The 26422-nt window shown below is 40.2% G+C and carries 26 protein-coding genes; 1 reads left to right on the forward strand and 25 read right to left on the reverse strand.

Annotated features, from left to right (window positions below; all coding sequences use genetic code 11):
• Positions 1–270: hypothetical protein (locus tag M9R32_RS04230; protein WP_269925488.1), on the forward strand; the 270-nt coding region annotated here is incomplete at its 5' end.
• Here the strand turns inward: M9R32_RS04230 and sigG are convergent.
• The 25 genes from sigG to M9R32_RS04355 form a co-directional block, all read right to left on the reverse strand.
• On the reverse strand, positions 239–1027 hold the full coding sequence (gene sigG, locus M9R32_RS04235) for an RNA polymerase sporulation sigma factor SigG (protein WP_269925489.1): 789 nt from the start codon (positions 1025–1027) through the stop codon (positions 239–241). The genes M9R32_RS04230 and sigG overlap by 32 nt on opposite strands.
• 95 nt (positions 1028–1122) lie before the next feature.
• Positions 1123–1830 carry an RNA polymerase sporulation sigma factor SigE gene (sigE, locus tag M9R32_RS04240; protein ID WP_269925490.1) on the reverse strand — a complete coding sequence of 236 codons (708 nt, stop codon included), beginning with the start codon at positions 1828–1830 and terminating at the stop codon, positions 1123–1125.
• A 19-nt stretch (positions 1831–1849) separates the two neighbouring features.
• Entirely contained in the window at positions 1850–2680 is an 831-nt protein-coding gene (locus M9R32_RS04245) for a sigma-E processing peptidase SpoIIGA (protein ID WP_269925491.1), read from the reverse strand.
• A 253-nt stretch (positions 2681–2933) separates the two neighbouring features.
• Positions 2934–4109 (reverse strand): cell division protein FtsZ, encoded by a 1176-nt coding sequence (ftsZ, locus tag M9R32_RS04250; protein ID WP_269925492.1) that lies wholly within the window; start codon positions 4107–4109, stop codon positions 2934–2936.
• A gap of 39 nt (positions 4110–4148) precedes the next feature.
• On the reverse strand, positions 4149–5441 hold the full coding sequence (gene ftsA / locus M9R32_RS04255; RefSeq protein WP_269925493.1) for a cell division protein FtsA: 1293 nt from the start codon (positions 5439–5441) through the stop codon (positions 4149–4151).
• A gap of 111 nt (positions 5442–5552) precedes the next feature.
• Positions 5553–5909 (reverse strand): small basic family protein, encoded by a 357-nt coding sequence (locus tag M9R32_RS04260; protein WP_269925494.1) that lies wholly within the window; start codon positions 5907–5909, stop codon positions 5553–5555.
• A 3-nt stretch (positions 5910–5912) separates the two neighbouring features.
• A complete protein-coding gene (locus tag M9R32_RS04265) occupies positions 5913–6632 on the reverse strand; it encodes a DUF881 domain-containing protein (RefSeq protein ID WP_269925495.1) in 720 nt (239 codons plus the stop codon).
• A gap of 347 nt (positions 6633–6979) precedes the next feature.
• A complete protein-coding gene (locus tag M9R32_RS04270; RefSeq protein WP_269925496.1) occupies positions 6980–7696 on the reverse strand; it encodes a DUF881 domain-containing protein in 717 nt (238 codons plus the stop codon).
• A complete protein-coding gene (locus M9R32_RS04275; RefSeq protein ID WP_269925497.1) occupies positions 7677–8468 on the reverse strand; it encodes a cell division protein FtsQ/DivIB in 792 nt (263 codons plus the stop codon). The genes M9R32_RS04270 and M9R32_RS04275 overlap by 20 nt, the downstream gene beginning before the upstream one ends.
• A 24-nt stretch (positions 8469–8492) precedes the next feature.
• Positions 8493–9575: a putative lipid II flippase FtsW gene (gene ftsW / locus M9R32_RS04280; protein WP_269925498.1), complete on the reverse strand. Its 1083-nt coding sequence runs from the start codon at positions 9573–9575 to the stop codon at positions 8493–8495.
• A 20-nt stretch (positions 9576–9595) separates the two neighbouring features.
• Positions 9596–10948 carry a UDP-N-acetylmuramoyl-L-alanine--D-glutamate ligase gene (gene murD / locus M9R32_RS04285; protein WP_269925499.1) on the reverse strand — a complete coding sequence of 451 codons (1353 nt, stop codon included), beginning with the start codon at positions 10946–10948 and terminating at the stop codon, positions 9596–9598.
• Positions 10949–11920 (reverse strand): phospho-N-acetylmuramoyl-pentapeptide-transferase, encoded by a 972-nt coding sequence (gene mraY / locus M9R32_RS04290; protein ID WP_269925500.1) that lies wholly within the window; start codon positions 11918–11920, stop codon positions 10949–10951.
• A 42-nt stretch (positions 11921–11962) separates the two neighbouring features.
• On the reverse strand, positions 11963–13882 hold the full coding sequence (locus tag M9R32_RS04295; RefSeq protein ID WP_269925501.1) for a penicillin-binding transpeptidase domain-containing protein: 1920 nt from the start codon (positions 13880–13882) through the stop codon (positions 11963–11965).
• Positions 13883–13939: 57 nt separating this feature from the next.
• Complete coding sequence (locus tag M9R32_RS04300; RefSeq protein WP_472924564.1) at positions 13940–16069, reverse strand: penicillin-binding transpeptidase domain-containing protein; 2130 nt, start codon at positions 16067–16069, stop codon at positions 13940–13942.
• Between the two features lie 68 nt (positions 16070–16137).
• Positions 16138–16506 carry a cell division protein FtsL gene (ftsL, locus tag M9R32_RS04305; protein WP_269925503.1) on the reverse strand — a complete coding sequence of 123 codons (369 nt, stop codon included), beginning with the start codon at positions 16504–16506 and terminating at the stop codon, positions 16138–16140.
• Complete coding sequence (gene rsmH, locus M9R32_RS04310; RefSeq protein ID WP_269925504.1) at positions 16507–17457, reverse strand: 16S rRNA (cytosine(1402)-N(4))-methyltransferase RsmH; 951 nt, start codon at positions 17455–17457, stop codon at positions 16507–16509.
• Between the two features lie 204 nt (positions 17458–17661).
• The gene (gene mraZ, locus M9R32_RS04315; RefSeq protein ID WP_036659407.1) at positions 17662–18093 is read right to left on the reverse strand and encodes a division/cell wall cluster transcriptional repressor MraZ; all 432 of its coding nucleotides are present in this window, start codon (positions 18091–18093) and stop codon (positions 17662–17664) included.
• A gap of 176 nt (positions 18094–18269) precedes the next feature.
• Positions 18270–19892: a bacillithiol biosynthesis cysteine-adding enzyme BshC gene (bshC, locus tag M9R32_RS04320; protein WP_269925505.1), complete on the reverse strand. Its 1623-nt coding sequence runs from the start codon at positions 19890–19892 to the stop codon at positions 18270–18272.
• 82 nt (positions 19893–19974) lie between these two features.
• Positions 19975–20382, reverse strand: a complete 408-nt coding sequence (locus M9R32_RS04325) for a DUF3397 domain-containing protein (protein WP_336282687.1) — start codon at positions 20380–20382, stop codon at positions 19975–19977.
• The gene (locus M9R32_RS04330) at positions 20357–21259 is read right to left on the reverse strand and encodes a 2-dehydropantoate 2-reductase (RefSeq protein ID WP_269925507.1); all 903 of its coding nucleotides are present in this window, start codon (positions 21257–21259) and stop codon (positions 20357–20359) included. The genes M9R32_RS04325 and M9R32_RS04330 overlap by 26 nt, the downstream gene beginning before the upstream one ends.
• Positions 21260–21382: 123 nt before the next feature.
• Complete coding sequence (locus M9R32_RS04335) at positions 21383–22924, reverse strand: acyl-CoA carboxylase subunit beta (RefSeq protein ID WP_269925508.1); 1542 nt, start codon at positions 22922–22924, stop codon at positions 21383–21385.
• 45 nt (positions 22925–22969) lie between these two features.
• Positions 22970–23182: an acetyl-CoA carboxylase biotin carboxyl carrier protein subunit gene (locus tag M9R32_RS04340; protein ID WP_269925509.1), complete on the reverse strand. Its 213-nt coding sequence runs from the start codon at positions 23180–23182 to the stop codon at positions 22970–22972.
• Position 23183: 1 nt separating this feature from the next.
• On the reverse strand, positions 23184–24539 hold the full coding sequence (locus tag M9R32_RS04345; RefSeq protein ID WP_269925510.1) for an acetyl-CoA carboxylase biotin carboxylase subunit: 1356 nt from the start codon (positions 24537–24539) through the stop codon (positions 23184–23186).
• Between the two features lie 170 nt (positions 24540–24709).
• Positions 24710–25090 (reverse strand): transcriptional regulator, encoded by a 381-nt coding sequence (locus M9R32_RS04350; RefSeq protein WP_269925511.1) that lies wholly within the window; start codon positions 25088–25090, stop codon positions 24710–24712.
• A gap of 488 nt (positions 25091–25578) precedes the next feature.
• Complete coding sequence (locus M9R32_RS04355; protein WP_269925512.1) at positions 25579–26340, reverse strand: enoyl-CoA hydratase/isomerase family protein; 762 nt, start codon at positions 26338–26340, stop codon at positions 25579–25581.
• Between the last annotated feature and the right edge of the window lie 82 nt (positions 26341–26422).

Raw genomic sequence — 26422 nt, forward strand, 5'->3', positions numbered from 1 at the left:
ATTATTAGAAAAGAGTTCAAAGAAAAGAGTGATGAAAATATTTTTCATCACTCCAAAGATAGTTTAAGCGTTGATATAGCAACATTCATAGAGGGAGGCTCACGGACCGCCCGCGGAAAGCGTCCGCATGAAACGGAAATCCACAGCGTTATTTTGTACAGAGCCATTTTAAATTTGAAAAGAGGAGCTATCCTCAAAAGTCATTTTTCTATGACTTTTGAGGGAACCCCTCGGTGTTTCATCGATAATCGATGTTGTATTCTTCTTTAATGACACGAATTGCATGTTTCTCCAGCCTTGAAATCTGAGCCTGGGAAATACCCAGTTCTTTGGCTATTTCAGTTTGGGTCTCACCGTAATAATACCGTTTAGCCAATATTTTTTGCTCCCGAATATCCAACTTGCTTATGCTTTCTTTCATGAAAACATAAGTGGACCAGGACTCTTCGGATACTTGCTCATCTTTTAACTGATCGAGCATAAAGACTGGGTCTCCCCCGTCGTGATAAATCGGCTCCTGTAACGAAATGGGTTCCTGAATGGCATCCAAAGCAAATAGAATATCTTCATGGGGAATATCAATCATCTCAGACAGCTGCTGTAACGTAGGTTCATGCAAATGTTCTGCAATGTACTGCTCTTTTGCTTTCATTGACTTATACGCAATATCACGAAGAGACCGAGATACACGTACTGGATGATGATCACGCAAATGTCTTCTGATTTCACCGATTATCATAGGCACAGCATAAGTTGAAAAACGCACATTGTGTTTTAAATCAAAGTTTTCAATAGATTTTATCAGGCCGATACAGCCCACTTGAAACAAGTCATCCGCCTGTTCTCCACGATAAGCAAAACGTTGGACTAAGCTGAGAACCAATCGTAAGTTCCCCATCACTAGCTCTTCTTTTGCTGATTCATCTCCACTTTGTAACCTTATAAAAGTTTGTGTCATCACTTCGTTTGATAAAACAGGTAGCTTTGACGTATCTACACCGCATAATTCGACTTTTGTACGTACCATCGCTTTTTCCTCCGAACTGTTTAACACTGTGATTCTTATCAGTGTGTCCGCCTCGAAAGAAACTATGCGTTATCAAATACGTCCAATTTCATCCATTAAGCTGTTGGTTGATTCAATTCTTCTCTCAAATCATGAATAATTTTCTTTTCCAATCGGGAAATATAAGACTGTGAAATTCCAAGCATATCCGCAACTTCTTTTTGTGTCATCTCTTCCTGACCATTTAACCCAAAACGACATTCCATAATATATTTCTCCCGTTTATCCAACAAGTCAATTGCCGAAAACATAAATTGACGTTCAATCTTTTTCTCAACATCTTCAGCGATAATATGTTCGTCCGTGCCTAAAATATCCGAGAGCAATAATTCATTACCATCTGCATCTGAGTTCAATGGTTCATCAAAAGAAACTTCAGATTTTAAACGACTCGTTTTGCGAAGGTGCATCAGGATTTCATTTTCAATACAGCGAGATGCATAAGTGGCAAGTTTGATTTTCTTTTCTGTGTTGAAAGTTTCAATCGCTTTTATAAGTCCAATGGAACCAATGCTGATTAAATCTTCTATATGTGTACCCGTGTTTTCAAAACGTCTTGCAATATATACGACAAGCCTCAAATTTCGTTCAATCAGTGTATCTCGAGCAGAAAGACTGCCATTCATAAATGCTTCAATGGTTTTTGCTTCTTCTTCACGATTCATTGGATGTGGTAAAGACTCACTGCCGCCAATATAGTATGTTCCTTTACTACGCCATCGACTCCAAAGCGCAATCAGTTTGTTCCAAATTTTCATTAACATAGCATTCGCCCTCCCATGATTAGCTGAATAATGTTGAAGCATGCAAAATGACATCTGTTTGACGTGGAAAATGTTTGCTGTTTTTCGTCAGTACGATATAACACGGTGACAAGAATTGCTCTTTATTGGTTTTCAAACGGATATGATCTACTTTTATCCCAATAGCCCACGTCGATTCGTTCTGGACGGTCTGGAGACGAATTAAACGTAATTGTGAGCGAAATGGTAAAGGAACATCTTTAAAACTTTCTGATGAACTTCCTTCAAAATCATGAAGGTATTGCCACAAATCCATTGGAAGGTATGATTTCATTTTTTCAGCAGAAATAAAATGAACAGGATTGCCTGACAACGGTTCTATACATTGGTTGCCAGTGTCAGAATATGAGGTGAGTTGAAATTCTTGTTGAAAAAGACGAATGGTAACTTGACCGACATACGAATCTTTCAGAGCAGTCAGATTGACACGGAACCAATTTTTCCGGACCCCTGTTAAACTTAGAGCTAGAACACTGCCTGCAACCACCAAAACTACATACCAGCTCGCATTAGCTAGGAGTGGTTGAATAACAGTCAGTAAACCGCCGGCAAATAGTGCCCCTATTAACGTATTTGTTGCGGCGAGTATCCAATTGGAGCGATTCATTCCAAAAGCAATTGTCGTCATAAAGACAAAGGTTGCAACGATTGAAAGGAAACTACCACCAAATAGAACAATACTTACTCCACCAATAAATGCACTGAGCCATAATCGCCAAGACTTTTGATGAAAAGAACCCATTTTGTTTGAAAAGGAAAGCAATGAAAAATTAATGAGTGTATTAATCGTGATCAAGACTTCAGCATACATTTTCTCACCTCCTATAAATACGGTATCACTTGTCCGGTGCAAAACCTGTCAGTTCTTGTTCCTCTATTAAAAAAATCTACGACAAAAAAAGCCCAATTTAAGTAGCGATATAAGCTACTTAAACTGGACTTTTAATATGATATTTTTTATGTCTAAGTTCAAACGGCCAAAGTGCACGTACGGTTACACATTGCCAAGGAATCCTTGTCTACAACGTGGGAGCGGTCACTGTGGCCATCTTCACTTTTCGATATTAGTTTCTTTTTTGACGATTGCGCAAGAACGTTGGAATGTCTAACGTATCTTCTTGATGTGAAGTTTGTTGCTCTCTTCTTGGTGCGTCTTGTTGATAAGAAGGTGCTTCTTCACGTCTAGATTCACGAGTTGGAACATGTTGTGGTTGTTGAGGAGTTTGAGCTTGTTGAGCACGTCCTGCACTAAATCCACCGCTTCTTGTTGTACGATGAGTAATTTGTTCCTCGTTAAATCCAGTAGCAATTACTGTTACGATAATTTCATCTTTCAAATTATCATTGATTACAGAACCAAAGATCATATTAACATCTTCATCAGAAGCAGAAGCAACTATATCAGCCGCTTCTTGTACTTCGAATAAGCTTAGGTTTGAACCACCCGTAATATTCATCAAGACACCTTTTGCACCGTCAATTGACGTTTCAAGAAGAGGACTGGAAATCGCTTTTTTCGCAGCTTCTGCAGCACGGTTTTCACCAGAAGAAATACCGATACCCATAAGTGCTGAACCTTTGTTGGACATGATTGTTTTCACATCAGCAAAGTCCAAGTTAATCAATCCAGGTACTGCAATCAAATCCGAAATACCTTGTACACCTTGACGAAGAACATTATCCGCTTCACGGAATGCTTCCAACATCGGTGTGTTCTTGTCAACAATTTCAAGTAAGCGATCGTTAGGAATAACGATCAATGTATCAACTGCTTCTTTCATTGAGCCAATACCGCCGATTGCTTGGGTCGAACGTTTACGGCCTTCAAACGTGAATGGACGAGTAACAACACCAACAGTTAATGCGCCAATTTCACGAGCGATTTGAGCGATGACAGGTGCTGCACCTGTACCAGTTCCGCCACCCATACCAGCAGTAACGAAAACCATATCAGCTCCACGTAAAGCCTCTTCAATTTGTTCTTTGCTTTCTTCAGCAGCTTTTTTACCAACTTCAGGATTAGCTCCAGCACCAAGTCCACGCGTCAATTTCGCGCCGATTTGTAACTTCACTTCTGCTTTTGATAAATTCAATGCTTGTGCATCTGTATTAACTGCAATAAATTCTACACCTTTAACACCGTGTTCAATCATACGGTTTACAGCGTTATTTCCGCCACCACCGACACCAATTACTTTGATGACGGCAAGTTGGTCTACACTTGTATCAAACTCCAACATCGCATTTCCTCCTTCAATTACAATTAGTCTCTACATTTTTTATTCGAAAAATTTATCGAGGAATTTGCGAGCTTTCCCCATAACACTTTCTTTGTCTTCTTCTTTTGTCTGCATTTGTTGTTTTTGTTTTTTAGGAGCCGGCGATTGTTGTTCAGGTTTTTTTGATTGACCTAAAGCACTGTTTCCACCGAAACGGTTAAAGAACTGGTCTTCCATATGAGCGTAACGTATTAACCCGACTGCTGTCGCGTAACCCGGCTCACGTACTCCAATGTACTCAGGGGTATATAGTCTAACGCGAGTTTGCAAAATGTGACGAGCCAGTTGTGAAAGCCCTTCTAATTTTGCAACGCCACCTGTAATGACCACGCCACCTGGTAAATCCTGAAGACCCATGCGATAGAATTCCTCTAAGACTAATTCAAATAACTCTTCTAAACGAACGCCAATAATTTCTGAGATGTATCTCTGACTATATTGTTCTTTCATTTCTGCACCAATCACAGGAACTTCAAACAATTCATCATCAGATGCATCATCATAAAAGGCATGTCCATATTGATGTTTAATTTTTTCCGCTTGTTCAGTCGGGGTTTTCAGGACAATAGATAAATCTTTTGTCAAATGATCCCCACCAACAGGCAATACTGATGTGTGTGTTAAATGACCATCTTGGAATACTGCAATCGTAGTTGAACCGCCACCTATATCGATGAATGCGGTACCATGATTTTTTTCATCTTCTGATAAAGCGAAATAGCCAGAAGCGAGTGGTTGTAAATATATCTCACGGATTTGAAGACCCGCACGCTCCACACAACGTAAAACATTATGTAAAATCGTTTTCGATGTCGTCATCATGGTTCCATCCATTTCTAGACGGATGCCAATCATGCCGCGTGGATCTTTAATTTCATCAAGATGATCCACAACAAATTGTTTAGGCACTAAATTGACTAATTCTCTTTCAGGGGGAATTGACATCACTTGTGCCGAATCGATCACGCGATCCAAATCATCATCGGTAATTTCACGATTCTCACTATTAACTGCCACCACGCCTTTTACATGATGCAACATGGCTTGATTAGCAGGAATTCCTAATACTACTTCGTTTATAGACATTCCGATCATTCGTTCAGCTTGGTCAATTGCTTTTTTAATGGACTGCACGGTCGCATCAATATCGACAATTGCACCTTTTCTAATTCCATTTGATTTAACATTCCCAACGCCAATGACGTTTAGGGAACCATTCGTCATCTCTCCAATAAGAACCTTAATTGATGAAGAACCTATATCAAGAGAAACATATAATTCTGTCTGATTCAATCCGTGGCACCTCCTTCAACAACTCTTTACTCATCATTCTATTGCATTCTATCAAGCTTGTCTAAGCAAAATCGTTAAAAGTTGTAAATTTTCCTTCTATTCGACTGTTTTTTAGTCAATAGTCCCTTTTCTTTCAGTCCACTTTGTTAATAACATACGTCGAATGACCGCTATATTCTGGAAAAGCCTTACTCCAAAAGCAAAAATAGCTGCCAAATACAAATCAACGCCTAAATGTACCCCAAGAAAAGCAAGACCTGCAGCTAAGGCAATATTGAAGAAAAATCCAGATACAAATACTTTATCGTCATAGACATGTTGCAGTTGGGCACGAATCCCTCCAAACAAAGTGTCTAGCGCTGCTAAAACTGCTATGGATAAATAGTTTTCATACACCGAAGGGATTTGAATATCCGTTAGTAATCCGAGAGATATTCCCAAGATTAATCCTAGTAATGGTAGCCACATATGTTAGTCCCCTTTCGATGTATTTTTCAAATAATTGTTTTCAATCGGCTGATCATAGGCGGGAATGCTTATTTGATCTTTCGGTTCCTCTATTGTCAATGTCAGGTTATCGATGAAAAAGTCATCTGCAATCATTGAAGATTGAAGATGGTTGTAAAGCTTTTCAGCATCCTCCATCGTCTCGGTTCCAATTCTGATTTTAAATGGTGGCGTTCGGACATTTAAACTATTAACCGTCGTCTGTCCATTTATATCTCTGATTGGCGAGGAATGAATGATTCTTTTTCCATCGATTGAAACATCATGTCCGTTAAAACGATTAATTTCATTAAGCAAACGAACTAGTAAATCGGGTGAGATTCCCGAAATAGTTTCACCAAGTGCGATGCCTTCCAATGAAGGTTCAATCACCAACTCAAGTCCTGGACCTGTCACTATAGTCAATCCTGCTTTTTCTCTTAATGTTTCAAGCGTTTCGTTTAAAGCTTGTGCAGGGCTTTCCGACTGCAAATTCTCGTACTTAGTAATGGTCTCATTGACCTCTCTAATATCCGACAAAAGTTCTGAGTGCAATTGTTTTTCTGCTGAAAGTTCCTGTCTGATTTCCCAAATGTCTCGGGTATCCCGTGACTCTGGTTTTTGAACCGTATTGTATTGTACCGCAACCATAAAACCTACAATTAATAAGATAAACGTGAAGCGGACATAAACGCCTTGTTTCATCGAACCGCTCCTTCCTTTCATGTAAAGAGGTTGTCCATGCTTTCCATACCCTGCGAGAATTTTCTATGTCTAGCTCCAAGCGCCAGCCCACACCTTAGCTTCAGACCCTCATGCGAAAGCAAGCTCTCGAATCGGGGTGCTCCTGCGGTTACTCGTCGCAAAGGGGCCTTGCTCCTGCGGTTACTCGTCGCAAAGGGGGCCTTGCTCCTGCGGTTACTCGTCGCAAAGGGGGTCTTGCTCCTGCGGTTACTCGTCGCAAAGGGGGCCTTGCTCCTGCGGTTACTCGTCGCAAAGGGGACCTTTCTTCCAGCGCTGGAGTCAGGCTAGAGTGGCGCTTTCCGCTTTTCTTAAAGCGATGGCATTTCTAGTTTTGATTTTTCTTCGATTGTTACGACAATATTATCGTTGACGAGCTGATCCAATACGCCACCTGTTAGTTTAAGCGATGGTACTAATACAGATGGATCACCAATTGCTTCGATGACGAATGGAGCAGGGAATTGCTTGCCATCAACCGTAATGACAGGTCCATTGCATTTTATGTAGGAGTTGGCTTTTAAGCGTTGGCCATTGATGGCTATTGCTTGTGCTCCGGATATTTTCATTTCATTCAGTACTTGGAATACATGACTTTCATGAACAATATAATCATTTGGATTGACAGACGCCGGATCATATTCTGCATCTTCCAATTGAACTTTAACTCCTGTACCTGTAGAAGGTAGAACGCCAAGCAGTAGGCGTAAATCTTCTGCTTCTTGTATCAGACTCTCGTATTGCTCTTCACTTCCTGAGAGCGATTTTTCAATCTCTCGGACTTGTTGTTGTCTCGCCACTAATTCGGTTTCCAACTCTTTGTTTCGTTCTTTCTGCTGAATTAGATCTTCTCGATAGCGTTCTTCTTGTTCGAAAAATTTGCTGTTGGTTGGCTCACCGCTTATTTTCTTGCTGCTGGATAAACTATAGGAATAGGCTAATATAAAGCCTAGTACAAGGCATACTAACGAAAAAATAATGCGTTTGTTCACAACCGAGCGATCAGGTTTATTCTGAAGTTTCTTCAACTTCCTCCTCCTCCTTAGGTTGCGGATTATACATATCTACATAAGTCTGAAAAAATGAACCCACTTCTATGTCTATGACACCTTTTTCAGATTCTCCTATTTGCGCAATGATCGAGGGATAATAATTCATCTTTTCAGCAAAAGACGGAATAACTGCCCTGATTTCAAACCCATCATTCATGAATAATCGAATTCTGTATGGATCTGACTTAGACGGTACAGATTCAATTTGCGAAATCATAGACAGCACTTCACCTTTTAGTTTAGCAAGTTCCTTAACCATTCGATTCAGTGCTTTCGGATTTTCAAAAGAATTTAATACAGGAGCATCAACAGGTGCCATTTTTTGTGTAGAATGATACACTGTCCCATTTTCAAGCACCAGGTCAAAGCCTCCTTCTGATTGAATATAGGCAGCTTTTTTCCATTCTGTTACTTCAATAGTTACGGAAGTTAATCCAGTTCTCTTAACCGTAACATCTTGAAGCCAATCATTTTTAAGTAAAATTTCTTCAGCATTGCTTGTCCGAATTTCCCACATGGATTGGCCTTCTTGAATACCAGTTCGTTCAATATATTCGTCACCGGTCGCCAAGTTAGCCCCTTTTACGACAATACTTTGAACATGACTATAAGGAGATTGAAAGTAGAGGAGACCAAGTAAAGTAAATAGGAAAATGACGAGTAATAACGTGAACTTGCGGTTTGTTCTCTTTTTTCTGCGCTCTCTCAGCGTTGGTATACGGTCTTCAATATCGATGATTTTATCCACGTTATTCACTCCTTTCCTAATCTATCAGTCTTTTGAAAATCGAAGAATGAGCCCGACAATGAGCCAGGTTGAAAGTAAAGACGATCCACCATAACTAATGAATGGCAATGTTACTCCTGTAACAGGAAATAAGCCAATGACTACCCCAATATTTAAAAATATTTGGAAACCAATCATGGATTGAATCCCTGCAATTGCATAAAAACCTACTTTGGTTGGTGCCAAAACAGCTAAACGATAACCTGTGTATAAGAAAAGGCAGAATAATCCAATCAATAAGAAGGCACCGATAAAGCCCATTTCTTCCACGATAATCGAGAAAATGAAATCATTTTGAGGTTCAGGCAAATATAGAAACTTCTGTCGACTCTGACCGAAGCCATGTCCAAACAGTCCAGATGGTCCAATTGCCATTAGGGATTGCGTCCCTTGAAATCCACTGTTCAATGCATCTTCCCATGGATCCAGAAACGCATAAATCCGTTTTAATCGGTATGGAGCCGAAATGATTAAACCAGCAAGTGCCAGTACTCCCATCGAACCGATGGCTACAAAGAACCGTACCGGAAATCCGGCGATAAACAACAGGGAAAAGCCACCGACAATTAATAGAAAAGCAGAACCGAAGTCCGGCTGGACCAATATGATACCAGCTGGCACCAAGCAAACCAGAATCGGCTGGATGTATCTTCTTTTGAGACCTGTTGACTTTTGTGCCAACATACATGCAAGAAATCCAATGACTGAAATCTTAACGAATTCTGCAGGTTGCAGGCTGAAACCAGCAATTTGAATCCAGCTTTGTGATCCATTTCTGACAATTCCAAGGCCTGGAATATAGACAGAGAAAAGCAGGAGAATGGACAGAATGTACGCTAGCTTCCAGAACTTACGATTGGTTAGGAATGTCATTTTAGACATAGCCAAAGCACACAACATACCTAACGTTCCATACATCGCTTGTTTCCAGAAGAATGGCAAACTGTCCTGGTAATGTACTTTCCCCCAGTAAGAGCCGGCAGAGTATACAAAAAAGTAACCAATGACCGTTAATAGTAAACTAGTAAACAGAAAAACATTAGTCGGTTTATTCTGCAGTTTTGGCATCCCTTCATCTGTTATTCTTATTAGTTAATTTGAAAGACTGCTTCTATAAAATCGTCTCCACGTAACTCAAAGTTTGCATATTGATCCCAGCTTGCGCATGCTGGTGAAAGTAGAATCACATCATGTGGCTGAGAGAATTTGGTTGCGATTTTAACGGCTTGCTGAATATTTTCTACTTTTTCCAAACCTTCAACACCGCATGATTTGGCAAATTCAATGAGACGATCAGCCGTTTCACCAAATGACACAATGGCCTTCACGTTCCCCATATAATCACGCATCTCTTCAAATGAATGTCCGCGATCCAATCCACCGGCAATTAAGATAATAGGTTCATTGAATGCCGCAAGTGCACTCTTAGTCGCTAGTGTGTTTGTAGCTTTAGAATCGTTAAAGAATTTGCGTTGCTTCCATTCACGAACGAATTGTGTACGATGTTTCACTCCTGTAAAGGACGTCAAAACATGCTCAATTGTTTCTTTTGGACATGACATCAAGATGGAAGTAGCAACTGCAGCCAAAATGTTCTCAAGATTATGTTCTCCCGGCAAAGCTATGGATTTTCTTTCTAGGTAGGGTTCACCGAGCCAATAGATTCGCTCAGCATCGGCACTGATTCCTTCCTGTTTACGACCTTTAGTCGAAAACGGCAAAAGTTTTGCATTCGTCTTGTTTGCATATTGAACCACGGCTGGTTGATCTGCATTGTAGATAAAAATATCTTCGGATTTCTGATTTTTAGTGACTGCAAATTTTGCATCCCCATACTCTTCGAATGACCCATGATAGTCTAGATGTGCCTCATACAAGTTTGTAAGAATCGAGATTTTAGGTTTGAATTGATCAATTCCCATTAATTGAAATGATGATAATTCCGTTACAATGACCTGGTCCTCTTGCGCTTCTTGAGCAACTGAACATGCCACCGTTCCGATATTACCTGCAATCAATGGTTTTTGACCGCCTTGATTAAGCATATGGAAAAGTAAAGTGGTGGTGGTTGTTTTACCATTTGAACCGGTAATTCCTATAAATGGAGCCTCACTGATTAAATAAGCCAGCTCTATTTCTGTCCAAACCGGTATTCCCCGGGAAATGGCGTCACTGATAATTGGGTTACGATAAGGAATACCTGGATTTTTAATGACATATTCAAATCCTTCGTCCAACAAATCCTCGGGGTGTCTTCCACAAATCACGGTGATTCCTTTGCTCAATAAATTCTGTGCATCCGGACTTTCTTCAAAAGGTTTAGCGTCGTTAACGGTAACAAACGCACCTAATTTGTGCAGAAGCTCTGCAGCAGCGACCCCACTTTTTGCAAGACCGAGCACAAGTACTTTTTTAGATGTAAATTGTGTAATGTGTTTCATTTATAATACCTCCATCATAACGACAATAAAGGCTGCGAGGAATGCTGTAGACCAAAATACGACGACAACTTTCCATTCAGACCAACCCGATAATTCGAAATGGTGATGAAGTGGACTCATTTTAAATATCCGTTTACCAGTTGTTTTAAAACTGATGACTTGCAAAATAACAGAAAGTGTCTCTGCAACGAAAATGATTCCCACAAGCAACAGCAAAAGTTCTTGCTTAACCAAAATCGAAACCATCGCAAGAGCTCCCCCAAGTGCCAGAGAACCTGTATCCCCCATAAATAATTTAGCGGGATTTGCATTGAAAATTAAAAAGCCTAGCAGTGCGCCAGTTACGGCAAATGCGAAAATCGCAATATCTTGCTGATTGTAATACATAGCCAATACGCCAAATGTCGTAAACGCGATTGAAGCTGTTCCTGAAACCAAACCATCCAATCCGTCAGTCAAATTCACTGCATTGGAGAAACCAACAAGCCAGAAAACCATGAATAATACATAAGCGATGCCAAGATCCATAGACCAGTCTGTAAAAGGAATACCAACTGTCGTTTCAAATGGACCTTGTTTAATCAAGAAGAATGAAGCAACCGCGATAATAATTTGCCCAATAAGCTTTTGTCTTGACGTTAAGCCTAAATTTCTTTTTAAAACAACTTTAATAAAGTCATCCAAAAACCCAATTAGTCCAAAACCAACAAACACGATGACTAATACAATCGTTTGCGTAGTCAGCATTTCCAAATAAAAAGCAACGCCTAACGTTGTGAGGACAATGGAAACAATAAATACCAGTCCGCCCATGGTAGGTGTGCCTGCTTTTTTCATATGGGATTGAGGACCTTCCTCACGGATACTTTGACCAAACTTCATCCGTTTCAGTGCCGGGATGAAAAGTGGTGTCAATAATACCGTAAGGAAAAAGCCTATCCCTACAATCATAAGTGTTGTTGCGAGTGTCATATGTATTCTCCTTCAAATAAACGATGGTTGTCGTTATTACTATTATTCACCTAAGTATAAATGAATCGTGCCGTCTACAGATAGTAAACTATCTGCTTTTGGAAGTTGAGATATGATTTTATTTCCTGTCCCGTGCCATTCAATTCTGAAAGGCTCTTCCATTTTCACAACTTTATTTTTATCGAGACCTACTAGTTCAGGAACATGCTGTTGTAATGCATCACCCCAGCGATACTCTTTTTCGAGTTGATCTTTGTTGTGTTTGAAACCAATAAAAGGTGCACTATCTTCAATGATTTGTCCGACAATCGGCGCAGCAATGACTCCTCCAAACTGTAACACATGTTTCGGATTATCGATTGCTACATATACCACGATTTCAGGGTCATTAGCAGGTGCAAAACCAATAAATGAAACAATGTATTGCCCTTCTACATAGCGGCCATTCACGGCCTTCTGAGCAGTACCTGTTTTCCCTCCAATGCGCATCGTGTCACGGAACGCATTTCGACCTGAACCATTTGCCACTACAGATTCCAAAGCTTCGCGAACTTGTTTGGATGTTTCTTCAGAAATAACCTGTCTTACTTTTGTCGGTTTATTTTCTTTTATTAATTCATTGGTTTGCTCATTGTAGATTCGTTTCACGACATACGGTTGGAACAGAGTACCGCCATTGACGGCTGCGGAAACTGCCTGAACTTGTTGAATGGGTGTTACAGAAATTCCTTGCCCAAAAGAGGTGGTTGCGTGCTCAACTGGTCCGTAAGCTTCCTCTGAAAACAAAATTCCTGTGGATTCTCCTGCGATGGAGGATCCTGTTTTTTTCCCAAATCCAAAATCTCGTATGTATGCAGAAAGTTTCTCACGTCCAACTCGTTGACCAAGTTCAATAAATCCTGGGTTACAAGAGTTTTCAACTACTTCCAAAAAACTCTGATGCTTATGCCCTTCCCTTTTCCAGCACCGCAATCTTGCGCCTTCCACTAATGCATAACCTGGATCATAAAAGGATTCTTTGTGCAAGTCCACTTTTCCTTCTTCAAGCGCAGCAGCAAGCGTAATGATTTTAAATGTTGAACCAGGCTCAAAAGTCATTGAGACCGGCAAGTTTTGATTATATACGCTTGGGCTCACTTTGTCATATTGTAAAGGATGGAAAGTCGGAAACGAAGCTAAACCCAATATCTCCCCAGTTTTGGGATTCATGGCAATGCCCATTGCCTGATCTGCATCGTATTTCTTTACTGCTTGTGAAAGTTCGCGTTCCATCACCTGCTGCACATCTAAATCGATTGTCAGGTCGACTGTTGAACCGTCTTTCCCTTTTCCCCATTCATCATTTACATGTGGCAAGGATTGACCCTTGGCGTCGGTAAATAATCTTAGGGTTGATTCAGTAGATGTCAAAAATTCATTGTACTGATATTCAATTCCTGCCAAACCTTGGTGATCGTAACCAGTGAACCCCAGAAGACGCGACAGTAGTTCATCATGGGGATAGTCACGTACATAGTCAACCCCAGTGTACAAACCCGGAATTTTTAATGATTGGATCTCAATCGCTTTTCCGAGCTCAATGTTCTTTCCTGCTGGCGCCAGTTTAATCAGAAATGTCTTTTTACTCATCTGCTCAACCAGTTTCTCTTCGTCGATGTTTAAAGCTTTGCTCAGTTTTGCAGCGGCGGTTTCAACATCTTCATTTTGAGCGGGCATAAAATATAGCGTCGGTGCCAACTTGCTTCCTACAATTAATTCACCATCACGGTCCCGAATATTGCCTCTAGTCTGTGAAAATGGAATTTCACGATCCCAATTCTCTTCTGCTTTTTCTGTAAGCCATTCATATTGGAAAAACTGCATGTAAATCAATTTCCCCAATGATGCAATACTTAAGCAAAAAAAGAGAAGCACCATAGTCCGAACTCTGATTTTCAATTGATGAGGCACTCCAGCCTTCATTTAACCACACCTTGTTTTTTAACAACTTATGATAAGAATGGAGTGCCTATTCAAAATTTAATCTTGTGGGAGTGTTTCTTCTCCATCTTTAACTGGTGGCTGTTTCTTTTTTTTATTAGTTTCTTCGGGTGTTTCCAATTTAATCACAATTGGGTTTTGTGCGTTCACAACAGAACCTTTGGAAACACTTTGACTTACGACATACCCTTCCCCGACAACTTCGATATTTAATCCCGAAAGCATTTGGTATACCCATACATGACGTTTCGACCAATTCGTGAAGTCAGGAATCGTGATTGGACCTTCTGTTTTTAAGAGCACCAGACTGCCAGGAAGAATTTCAGTACCTGCAGCTGGGAACTGTTCTTGCACTTTTCCATTTCCACCTATAGTCACTGCATTCATCTTATGTTCAAGCATAACACTTTGAGCCATCGCAACATTTTTGTCTTCCACTTTTGGTAATTTCACTGTGGGAATGGACTTCACTTGCTGAGGCTTAATATTCATGTATTTCAAACTGTTTTCAGTCACTGATTTGAATATTTCCGAAACAGGTATGGACCCGACTTCGGTGTCTTTCAACTTCGGTTTAGATACCGCTACATACACGACAAGTTGAGGATCTTCAACTGGTGCCATACCTAAGAAAGAATACAAATAATTTTCATAACCTTTTTGATAGAATCCATCCTTGTCAGGAATTTCGGCAGTACCCGTTTTTCCTGCAACCGTATAATCCGTCAGTTTAAATCGTTTAGCAGTACCCGCTTCATCCGTAACCGTAGAGGCCAATAAATCCCTCATTTTTTTGGCGGTTTCAGCAGAAATGGGTTTGCCAGCCTTCTCAGGTTTTGAGTCATGCATGACGGCATTTGTAGATGGGTTTACTATTTTTTCAATTACATATGGTTTCATCATGGTTCCATCATTTGCAATGGCCGTCTCAGCTTGGATCAGTTGCATAGGAGTCACCGTAGATCCTTGACCAAACGTAGAAACAAGTCGGTCAATCGGCCATTTACTAATAATTTTTCCACTTGCTTCATTTGGCAGGTCAATGCCTGTTTTCTTTCCAAACCCGAATTTGTCCAGGTATTCAAGAAAAGCAGTGTCGCCAAGTCTCTCAAGTAAATAAGCCATCGCAACGTTTGAAGAACGTTGGAATCCTTCTTCATACGTAATTGAGCCCCATCCAGTGCGGTTGTGGTCACGAATGGTGCGGTCAATTAATGTGTATTGTCCTGATTTGTACCAAGCGTTTGGATCCCATTTGCCCTCTTCCATGGCAGCAGCGACCGTAAATGTTTTCATCGTCGAACCAGGTTCAATTGTATTTTCGATTGTTTCATTCAACCAATTTGTTGTTAGCCCTTCACGCGTTTCTGGATCAAAGGAAGGACGCTGGCTCATGGCCAAAATTTTACCAGTCTTAGGATCAGCGACCATCGCCACAATTTTTTCTGGTTTATACTGTTCCTCCACGCGACTCATGGCATCTTCAAGGAAGTTTTGAACAGTTTTATCAAGCGTTAGATGAATATTGTATCCATCCTGTGCAGGTGTCACCATTTCTTCTGAATTAGGCAATAAATACCCCCATAAATCACTTTCATATTGCACTTTTCCATTTTTACCTGTTAATTGTTTGTTATAGATTGATTCAAGACCCATTTTCCCCACTGTCTGGAATTGCCCGGGTTCTTGTTCTTCTTTAACTGCAAAGCCGATTAAATGAGATGCAAACGTGCCACCAGGGTAAAAGCGTTTTAAATCTCTGACAAAAACAAGACCGGGCAGTTTGTGCTCCGTGATTTTCGTCATAACTTCATGACTGATATCCCTGCCTGCTGAACCAAATTCAACTTGATAAACCCCTTCTTTAGATAATCGTTCAACTAATTTCTCTTTTGACAAGGGAATGTATTCAGCTAGCACACTAGCAGTTTTCTCTACATCATTTACATGTTTCGGATTTTTGGCATTTGATGTTGCTTCTGGGCTTAGAACCGCCACTAATCGATAGCTCAAAGTATCTTCAGCAATAACTTCTCCGTGTTTATCGAGTATTTTACCCCGACTTGAATTTATCACTTGTTCTCTTTCATATTTAGCAGCAGCTTTTGCTGCAAGCGCTTGTCCATCCGCTTCTCCCGTGACTTGGATAAAAACCATCCGTGACAACAATAGAAAAAAGAGCCCTCCATAGAACAAAAACATCAGAAAGGCTCCCCATTGAAATCTAAATTTCTTCTTCATTGTCCCGATACTACCTTGACGTTTTTATCGTTCAATTTCAAGCCGAGTTCTTTAGCTTTTTCCCAAACGCGTTCATATTTTGATAGCTCACTTACTTGAATGGACAAATCCGTATTCTGTTTTTTCGTTTCATCAATTTGTTGTTCAATTGCACGTATGTCTTGTGATGAAGCATGTATGCTCGCCTGTGTCTGTAAAATCATCACGCAAAACAATGCAACAATTGATAAAAACGCTGCGAAAAGAATCTTTTCACCTTTAGTAAAAATTTTTCGTTCCGGTTTAATTGCCGGTTGGATGGCAGGCTGTGGGTTAACGACAGGCTGCTTTATGTAAGTTGATTGTGTTCTTGCGTGCATTGCCATTTAGACACGTCCTTCATCCTTTATTTTTGCAGCGATACGTAGTTTCGCTGATCGAGAGCGATTATTGTGAAGTAATTCTTCTTCACTTGGTAATATCGGTTTTCTTGTCACTAATTTCAACATAGGTTCCATGCCTTCTGGAATGACTGGTAAATTAGGTGGTAAATCCGGATATGAGGCTGCTTCTTTGAAAATGGTTTTCGTAATGCGGTCTTCCAGTGAGTGGAAAGTGATGACGCTGATACGTCCATTTAATGCAAGCAGTTCAAGTGCATCTTGAAGTGATTGTTCGGCCGCTCCCAGTTCATCATTAACAGCGATTCGAATCGCCTGGAAAACGCGTTTCGCAGGATGACCACCTTTTCTTCTTGCAGGAGCTGGTATCCCATCTTTAATCAATTCAACAAGTTGCCCAGTTGTTTCAATTGGTGCATGATTTCTCGCCTCTTCAATCTTGCGGGCGATTTGTTTAGAGAATTTTTCTTCACCATATCGGTAAAAAATACGAACCAAATCATTAAATTCCCATTCGTTCACAACGTGATAGGCCGAAAGTGGCGCTGACGTATCCATACGCATGTCCAACGGTGCATCATGGTTGTAACTGAATCCACGTTCTGGTGTATCGAGCTGAGGTGATGATACACCTAGGTCATAAAGAATGCCATCCACTTTCTCAATACCAAGTTCATGTAACTTTTCTTTTATATAGCGGAAATTCGCATGCACGAACGTTATTTTATGAAGATGGTCCGCCAGACGAATTTTCGCATTTTCAATTGCAATGGTGTCTTGATCAAAGCAAATCAATCTTCCTCGATCATTTAACTGTTGAACTAAATATTCACTATGTCCCGCTCCACCAAGGGTGCAATCAACATATGTACCATCTGGACGAATGTTCAATCCGTCAACGGTTTCATGAAGCAATACGGTTGTATGGTTGAACAATGGTTCGTCCTCCTAAAATTGTTAGTAATGTCTAGCTCCTCAGGGTTGGCCGCACCTAAGCTTCAAGTCCTCATTGGAAAACAGGTTTCCAATTCGGCCTTTCCAGCGCCGGTGTCGGCCAAGCACACCCTGCTCCGCATGGGCACACAGGATGTGGGTCATGAAGGCATCGCGACACGATGTCGCGTTCTTAGCCTTCTTCCCTTAAATATCAAAGCCAATCATGTTTTCAGCTAAGTCGTTAAATGAGTCCTCGGATTCATCGAAATAAGATGTCCAAGAATCTTTTGCCCAAATCTCAATACGATTTGAAACTCCCAGTACGATACATTCTTTTTCCACATTTGCATGGGACAGTAATGTACTTGGGATATTAATTCTGCCTTGTTTATCGATTTCTACTTCCGTTGCACCTGAAAAGAAGAATCGCGTGAATGCACGAGCATCTTTTTTAGTCACAGGGAGAGCTTTTAATTTTTCTTCGAGTTTTCGCCATTCATTCATAGGATAGCCGAATAAGCAGTTATCAAGACCTCTTGTAATAACAAATGTCTCTTCAAGGTGCTCACGAAATTTTGCCGGTATAATAAGACGGCCCTTCGCATCAACACTATGTTGATATTCTCCCATGAACATGCTACTCACCCCACTTATTGTCATAAATGTACCACATCCCCCCACTTTCCTCCACCATTTTTATATTTTTTTTTCATTACATAAAGAAATGTGTAAATAGTACTTGTTGAACCAGCCGAAAAACCTTTTATCCCATAGAAAAAAGCCGTCTCAATAAACTGAGACGGCTTTAAGTATTAATACGAAATGACTTTATGTTTTCCGTTAAATTCAAACGGTTGAGATAAAAGATCATCTATTAAGGTAGGACCCACTTCATTTAAAAATAATAATGGGCTAAACCATCGTTCTTGTAAGGTATACTCTGGGAAAATAAACCCTTCAATATGATTGTATTTTCGAAGCTTCACATCGTGACGCAACAAATTGGCATCCTCTATTTTACGGCTTAAGTAAGTAAATTGTTTTTCATGAATTTGTAAATTTTTTTCAGTTAGAACGGAAAATGCCGAAGCTGATTGTGTTGATGCTAAATGATCGGCAAGTTTTCCGTATTGCGCAACCAATGTTTTTTGGATTTCTAGAATCATTTCTTCCGCAACATCATCTTTAACATCATCCATGAATGTTTGCTTATGCAATTGCAGTTGTCCATCGAAAACACTTTCTAGTGGCAGACCAAGCTCATCCAAATACTGTTTGGATTTTCTGTCAATAATCGTAATAGATAAACGAGGTACGATAACAGGTAATTCCATATCAAAATGTTCGAACATCGTTTTGAATGTTGCCCAATACGCAAGTTCGCCCGGACCACCAATGAATGCTAAAACAGGAAACACCATTTCCTGCATTAACGGTCGTGTTACAACATTATTACTCAATCGTTCGGGATGATTTTTGGCAATGTCCAGTAATTCATGTTTTGTAAAAGAGAGACCCGCGGCTTCATTATGAAATACTCCATCCACCTGTTTCAATAAAAAGCGTTCTCCATTTTCTACGAAGAACAAGTTGGCACTGTCGCTCGAAGCTTGTATAGGTTGTCCATAACCTGCTTGTTGAAAACGAGTTTCTTGGTCGACAACTAGTGTTGCAATTTCTGGAGCCTGTTCTATCATCTTCTCAAAATAGGGAGATTCATAACGTCGAAGAGATTCGTATGCGGCGTCAATCATTAATAAACCTTCATTTGCAAAAAAATCATGCATCATGACGGTGAAAAATTGACTATACGTTGAAACTTGATCGGCAATTTTCAAATACTTTTGAAGCATTTCTTTCGTGTAAACCGTTTCAGTGAATTGTTTAAAGACGTCCTGAATAAAGGATTGTAATTTTTCAGTCTCAAGCATACTTTCTGACGCCATTTGCTTGCGATTCGGTCGATCGTTATAGGTTGTTTTGATTAAACTTCCACGTTGAGGCGTGAAAGTCGAGTTGATTTCATCTAGGTCATGGTCTTCTCCAGCAATCCAGAAAACGGGCACGACTGGAATACCTAATGCTTCACGTTGCTGCTTCGCCATGATCACGATTGAAATCGCTTTATGTACGGAATAGAGAGGACCGGTCAATAATCCCGCTTGCTGTCCACCGATAACGACTAGCGCATTCTCTTCCAACTCTTTTAAATGCGTGTCCACTTTTTCGCTATGAGTTAGATTCGCCATATATTCGCGGATTACTTTTGTCAGTTGTGTTCTATCTACTCGGTGCGATTTTAATGTCTTTGCCCGATTCTCAAAAGATCTCTGATTCGGCAAGTAATGAAAAAAGGTAGAAAGGTCTTCCTTTTGCGAATAGAAATCAGCCATAAAAGGACTGCTATTTGGTTGATTAATTTGGTCATATATCATCGTGGTAACCCCTTTTGCTTCTAAATACAAATCGAGTATATCATTTGATGGCACGCCTGGAAAAACAAACGACTTACATGGATTAATTCATGAATTCCATCACTTTTAATACGAGCCCAACACACCAGACAATAAAGTAGGCAAAACTGAGAACCAAAAACAAGAACCTCCAAATTTTACGGAGCAAAGGGATTAATTCAATCTCCTTCTTTGACTTCCATTCCAAAATTGTCAAGAGGACGCTCGTTATTATGGCAAAACTCAGAACAACTCCCATCACCTGTATTTGAAACAAAGACTTTATAGCGACTGGGACAGCCATAAATAGAAGAAAAGTAGTTATATCGGCTGCATGTCCAAAAGCTCTCGATGTTTTCTTTGTTAGTTTCAATGAGATGATATAAACCACAATAAACATGAAAATAGGAAATACGATGAGGAAACTAATAGTTGCTTGAATTATATTATTCATGAACCTCACCCTTCTCATCAAATGCCAACACGAAATGATAGAGCGTTCGCAGAACAGGCAAATCTTTTTTCCTACCCACAGCCAGTTGAAGCAAGGCTCCTACGATTGGTTCAATCTCAGTCGTACGACGATTAAGTCGATCCTGTAACATAGAAGAATTGTTTTTCGAAGTTTTGAAACAAAGTGCTTTGACTTCTTCAAAGGACAGTAAATTCGATATCTCCGGAAAAGCATTTTCTAACTCACTGAATACTGTTTTCATTAGCTCAAAGGCATGGGTGTTTGAAAGGAGGTCCCCATTTTTTATTTGTAAAATTGCGGTGATTGGATTAATACAAGCGTTTAATATAGCTTTTCTTAATACAATTCCATAAGCATCTTCCGCCAACTCGATTTGAAACGAATCGGACTGAAATATAGTGAAGTCCAATTGACTTGTATTTTTTATGTATGGAGCAATTTTTGTGACGCCGATTCCTTTATGCACAACTGTTGTTGAATCCTTTTTCATGGCACCATGTTCAATTGTCGCGATATAAATAGGATGATGTTTAAATTGGTCAATCCACTGTAAGTGAGCAATGCCATTTTGAATAAACAGAAGCGCTGTTGTTTCAGGTAAAGAATTCAACTCCACTTGAAGAGTAGATAAATGATGATACTTCACCGCAATAATCCATAATGCATCAGTAGGAGCTTGATTGAATTCTGTACTGGCAAAAACTTTTGTTTTCAAGGTCCCACCATCAGGTTGAATGCGTGTTATTCCTTCTTTATTAAGAATTTCAGCTTGTTTAGTTGTTCTAGTTATGTACGTAACTTCATGTTTTTGCTCACTTGCGTATGAGCCAATCAGTAAACCAATTGCCCCTGCTCCGACGATGACTACTTTCAATTAACATTCAACTCCCAAATGAAAAGCGCAATGCGCTATTATTGCAAGACTGTTACTTTAAGCTTATCGATTGTATAAGAAAAGGCCTACCAACAAACGGCAGACCTTTCGTCTTTCAAATAATTATACTGGATAAACTGGATGTTTACGAGGTGGTTGTGGAATATGTTTCGTACTATAGGCACGGTAACGCATCGCCAGAACTTCTCGTAAATTACTTGGTGAAACAATCTCATCAATAATCATTTCGGAAGCTAATTTGTAAATATCAATTTGCTCTTTATATTCCTGATGTTTTTCCTGAACGAATTTCAAACGTTCTTTTGGATCTTCGATTGCTTCAATTTTGTTTGAGAATACTGCATTAACTGCAGCTTCAGGACCCATTACAGCGATTTGAGCAGTCGGCAATGCGATACACACATCCGGTTCAAAAGCAGGACCTGCCATTGCATATAATCCAGCTCCATATGCTTTACGCACAATAACCGAAATTTTAGGCACGGTAGCAGAACTCATGGCCATGATCAGTTTGGCACCATGGCGAATGATGCCAGCCCGCTCAACTTTTGTACCAATCATAAATCCAGGTACGTCTGCAAGGAACAACAATGGAATTCCAAAAGCATCACACAAATTGATGAATTTCGCAGCTTTGTCAGCGGAATCAACGAATAACACGCCACCTTTTGCTTTCGGTTGGTTCGCAATAATTCCCACGGCCTGACCTTCAATTCGCGCAAGTCCCGTGATGATTTCAGGTGCAAACAATTTCTTAATGTCAAAGAATGATCCTTCATCAATTAATTGATCAATCGCTTCATACATATCGAAAGGAGCATTTTGATTTTCAGGAATAATTGCTTCCAGTGTACGTCCTTCTTTTGCCGCTTTAGGTTCCACCACTTTTGGCATTTCCGTATAGTTCGCAGGGAAGTAAGCTAAATAACGTCTAGCTTCTGAAATGGCTTCTTGTTCTGTAGATACTAATACATCTCCACATCCACTAACTGAACAGTGCATGCGTGCGCCACCCATTTCTTCCAACGTCACTTTTTCACCGATTACTTTTTCAGCCATTCGCGGTGAGCCTAAGTACATGGAGGCATTTCCTTCTACCATGATAACGATATCGCAAAATGCAGGAATGTAAGCACCACCTGCAGCTGATGGACCGAATAACAAGCAGATTTGCGGAACAAATCCAGACATACGAACTTGATTGTGGAATATCTTACCTGCTCCACGTCGATTCGGGAACATGTCTAATTGGTCGGTAATTCGCGCTCCTGCAGAATCGACCAAATAAAGCATCGGCACTCGGTTTTTCTCAGCAATTTCCTGAATGCGAATGATTTTCTCAACCGTACGGGATCCCCATGAGCCCGCTTTTACTGTCGAATCATTTGCCATCACGCAAACTTGTTGGCCACCGACTTTACCTGTTGCTGTTACAACGCCATCTGCAGGTAAGTCACCTGCTTCACAATTTGCAAATCGACCATCTTCCAAATATTCACCGTCATCAAACAGCAAAGCTAAACGATCGCGGACGAATAATTTATTTTGCTCTTTCATTTTTTCATGATATTTTGAATGACCACCTGCAAAAATACTAGACAACTTTTCTTCCAGGCGTTCGTTGTATGTTGTTTTTACCGTCATGTATGTTACCCCCTTTGTTTCAATCCCTCTTACCCCTTGTAATTTTTACTCGAATGTTACAAGTACATCGCCTTCGTTTACGAAATCACCGATTTGAGCATCAATTTTCGCGATTTTACCAGCTGTTTCAGCTTCAACTGGAATTTCCATTTTCATCGATTCTAAAATCATAACCGTTTGTCCTGCAGTTACTTCTTCGCCTTCTTGTACTGTGATGTTAAATACCGTACCTGCCATTGTTGAGTGAATTTGTTTCATGTTATTTTTCCTCCTTTTGTTGTTCAAGCCATTGTGGTAATACCGCTGTTGTATACGTTCCATTCATAAATGCATCTGCCCCTAAAAACTGCTGGAACAATGCAACATTCGTTTTAACTCCTTCAATCGTAACAGATGAAAAGAATTGCTGAGCTTTTTTTACTGCCTGCTCACGGGAATCTGACTGAATGATTACTTTTGCAATCATCGGGTCATAGAACGGTGTCACTGAATTTCCTTCTTCGTAACCGGCATCAATACGAATGCCTTCCAACGAACCCCAGTCCAATCTGCTGATTTTTCCTGGTGAAGGGAAGAATGTCTTCGGATCTTCTGCGTAAATACGGAATTCCAGTGCATGTCCAGATGACTGGATCTCTGACTGATTTATAATCGGAAGTGATTCCCCTTTTGCCACCTGTAATTGCCATTCCACTAAATCAAAGCCAGTAACAGCTTCCGTAACTGGATGTTCCACTTGAAGTCGTGTATTCATTTCAAGGAAGTAAAAATCATTATTTTCATCCACAATGAATTCCACAGTGCCTGCATTGCGATAATTTACAGCTTTTGCAGCATCAACAGCTGCTTGAAGCAACTTTTCACGTGCAGCTTGCGGGAAATTCGGTGATGGTGACTCTTCAATAACTTTTTGATTTCTTCGTTGTACGGAACAATTCCGTTCAAACAAATGAACAATATTCCCTTGGGTGTCACCAAAAATCTGTACTTCAATGTGACGTCCGCCAGAAATATATTTTTCCAAAAAGACAACGTCATCTCCGAAGTATGCTTTTGCACGTGTTTTCACGGAGACAAAATTCTGACTGAGCGCTTGCTCATCGTCACAGCGAATCATACCTATTCCGCCTCCACCACTGCTTGCTTTTAGCATAATCGGATAACCAATTCTTCGTGCTTCTTCCAATGCATCTTCCAGCGTTAGCACACCTTCATCCGTTCCAGGTACTACAGGAACACCGGCCGCCTGCATCGTTTGACGGGAACCGATTTTATCGCCCATTTTATCGATTGTTTCTGGCTTCGGTCCAATAAAAATCATGCCCTCTTCTTCAATCTTCCGTGCAAAACTCGCATTCTCTGAAAGTAGTCCATATCCTGGATGAATTGCGTCAACCCCTTCACGCTTAGCCAAGGCTAAAATGTCATCCACTTTTAAATAAGACTGCTGAACTTGACTCGGTCCGATCAAGAAGGCTGAATCCGCTTCTTTAACATATGGCAATTCTGCATCCGCTTCGGCATAAATTGCTACTGTTTCAATATGTAATTTCTTACATGTTTCGATAATTCGACGTGCAATTTCTCCCCTGTTTGCTATTAAAACTTTCTTCATATGTAGTCCCCCTATGCTGTTCAAACATGAAACCCCATCTTTAATAGTCTATACGAAAGATGAAAACGATTTCAACCTTTGAATGAAGAAATATTCAAACTACACAAACAAATATAAAAATGACCGTCTATTTTAAGATGTAATCCTAAAAGAAACGGTCTTTTTATATATTAATTTTTTTGGCTATTAAACGGACTTTCCAGACATACACGTTGAATTTGCTGAACGAAGGTTTTTAATTGTGCATGTTCTTTTTGAAGTCTATCATGCGCTTCCAGTAATTCCTCATAGCTAGACATCGCTTGTTTTAAGTGTGTATGCATGGGATGTTGGTATTTTTGTTTTGCATGGTTCAAGTCCTGTCCATACGTATGTCTCAGTGTTTTATTCCAGCGAAACCCACAAGCCTGTTTCGTTCGAGATAGTTTTTCAGCTGCCACTTCAAATGCATGAATTTGTGTGCCTCCGTTTTTTACTATCTCCAACACAGTAGTTGCTAATTTATGATCATCCTCTGCAGTCCATTGATCTTTTCTTTTAACTTGAGTCATATATTCTTCACCTCGCGCTTTTTTTCTACTATATGCGCGAATATAAAGAATAGAAGTTAAGGTTCAAAAAGTAAAAAAAATGTACCTGCAAGGTAACTTTGATGATTGCAAAGTATCATTATTTGGGAAGAAAGACAGCAATGTAAACCTATTTAAACAAACCTAACTTAGATTAATATACAAGTTTAAGAATTCGAACTTTCTTCTTTACACTCAATTAAAAAAGGTGGTCGGCTATTTCTTTCGCTTTCCGCGGACGAAACGCCAGCTGCGGGCCAACAGGATGTTGGTCACGGAGGCGTTGCCAAATTTCTTAGCTCTGCATTTTGCGACGAGTAACCGCAGAAGCAGCTCTACATTTTGCGACGAGTAACCGCAGGAGCAGCTCTACATTTTGCGACGAGTAACCGCAGGAGCAGCTCTGCACTTTGCGACGAGTAACCGCAGGAGCAACAAGATGTGGTGTTCTAGCCTCCGTTCCTTTATCTTTATTTTTTGCGGGAGAGGAATTTTTGAACAGCTTTGTGATGCTCCTCGGCTTCCCAAAGTAGTGAACAGTTTTTAACTTCTTCCTTGATTTGACCAAGTAGATTTTGACCGATCCATTTACGGATTAACATTTGTTTATATGCTCGGTGAACTGATGCCTCTACTTGTGTCATTTCAATTAGAAATGACTGTAAAGCTTGTTCTTTGTCACCGTCATATACTTGTGTAGCCCAACCTTTCTCAAGTAGAGCATCTGCTGCATAAGGTTTGGATTCACATAGCATATGCATAGCTATATCTTGTCTTGCTAATTTTTCAAGTAAATAGGTTCCACCGCCCCAACCACTTGTAATGGCTAAAGAGCCTTGAATAAACCCAGCCTTAGCCTTTGATGAAACCAGGCGGAAATCACATGCTGTGGCAATCTCACACCCTCCTCCTACCGCGTGACCATTGACAAGGGCAATGACAGGCACAGGAAGGGTGGCAACGTTATATAAGACACTTGCCATCCGATCAAGCATTGGAAAGGCTTCATGTGCTGTATGAAGACCGTGAAAGATCGATAAATCGCCACCAGAACAAAACGCTTCATCGCCTTCACCGGTGATAACGACAAATTGTATAGTTGAATCATTATGTACAGTTGAAACTAGTTTTTCAAGACCATCTATGACTTCATGATTGATTGCATTTCGAATTTCAGGTCGTTTAATCGTAAAACGTAGAATATTTTCTTCTCGATTAATGGCAAATGTCATTAGAGTTCCTCCTTGTAAATAGAGAAAAAGGCCACCGGAGAGCCATGGTCTCTCCGGTAGCCTTTATAGAACAAATACTGAA

This window comes from Paenisporosarcina quisquiliarum, assembly GCF_027563315.1.
Taxonomy (GTDB): domain Bacteria; phylum Bacillota; class Bacilli; order Bacillales_A; family Planococcaceae; genus Paenisporosarcina; species Paenisporosarcina quisquiliarum.